This window comes from Vibrio sp. Vb1574, assembly GCF_033338675.1.
Genome location: NZ_JAWOTC010000200.1, coordinates 1 through 1418 on the forward strand (window position 1 = coordinate 1; position 1418 = coordinate 1418).

General features: G+C 49.8%; 1 protein-coding gene and 1 pseudogene. Both read right to left on the minus strand.

Annotated elements, in window-relative coordinates; genetic code table 11:
* Positions 1 to 1239 (minus strand): diacylglycerol kinase family protein (locus tag R7O12_RS24795; RefSeq protein WP_318126709.1); only part of this gene is annotated, 1239 nt, incomplete at its 3' end.
* A 34-nt stretch (positions 1240 to 1273) separates the two neighbouring features.
* Positions 1274 to 1418, minus strand: a pseudogene (locus tag R7O12_RS24800) (hemerythrin domain-containing protein); the annotation flags it as partial.

Consider the following 1418-nt stretch of genomic DNA (forward strand, 5'->3'; position numbering starts at 1 on the left):
TTGCACCTCTTCGGAAATAACAGCGTTAAAAAAGCCCGTTAAATACGCCAGTTGCCCAAAAGCATTTTTCTCTTCACGATGCGCGTGTTCAATCATCTTCTGTTCCAAGCCAATACCCAGCACCAACAGAATCAAACGCTGATTACATTCTGCGGTGTCTATGCGTTGGCAATGACCTGCGAGAATGGCTTCACACGCTTTTTCCACCGGTGATAACTTCACGCCGATGCCATACAGCACATGGCACAGCGCATTCGCCGTCCCCAACGGTATGATGCCGAGCTTGATGTCCGTGCCGACCAATTGGCTCGCCACTTCAGTCACCGTGCCATCGCCACCAGAGACAATCACCTGATTCACACCACTTTGTTTAGCTTGCAGTGCGAGGCTTTCTGCACTGGTGGTTTCGTCCGTTTGGCGAATGCTGAGACGATATTTTTTGGTCAACTCACGAATCACATGTTGTTCGTATTGCAGCCATTTCCCACCGCCCGCGACAGGGTTCACCACCATCCAGGTCGGCTCATCGAGTGCTAGCACACCTTTCTCACTGATCGCGCGCAGGGTTTTGATCTGCAGATTATTGAGCCTTGCAGTACTGCGCACGCGGTTAATTTTCTGCATCACCGATTCCACCGAGAGCGATGGGTCTTTACTCAGTAAATAAGCCGCCACCACAAACACCGAACGGCCACGCCCAAGTGCGCAATGCACAACCACAGAGCGCCCGCAGGCGATTTGGGTATCAATCCAATTCATCGCATGACGTAAACGCTCCAAGGTCGGCGCTTTATGATCCAGAACGGGAATAGAAAGGTAGTTGAATTGCTTGTCAGTCATGGCGCTTTCTAAACCTGCGAACTCCGCCGTAACATCAACAATGCAGGAAATGTCGTGAGAGTCGAGAAACGCCAAATCGCTCGGGAACAAGCGCCGAGAAAGATAAAGATTGTCGCTGACTTGCTGAATGGGAGGGACAGTATCGCGCCGTCTCTCCCAGGCGTTGTAGGCTTTCGCCCCGAGTAAGAAAGGAATGAATGCCCATCGAATCCACCAGACAATTTTTCCATCTTGGCTTTTTCTAAAAATGGACGGGAAATCAAACAAGTAAGCCGCACTGACTAACGCTAAGGAAAGCGAAACCCAAAGCAGCAGTAAACTCACTACGATTTGAGGTATGTAGATAGCAGCGAGCAACGCAACCAGCGCGCCAAGTAGATAATATTTGACGATGAACATTCGACCTCCTTAATCCTTAGCGATGGGATAACGCTTAGCTGGCCATCTCTTCGATATAGTCATTGGCCAACTGTTGTTTTTGTTTATCGGACATCACCTTGCCTGCCATTTGGAAAAAGCGTTGCTCTTCCTCTTCCAGATGGTGCAGTACCTTGTGGCGCAGTGTTTTCATGTGCGTA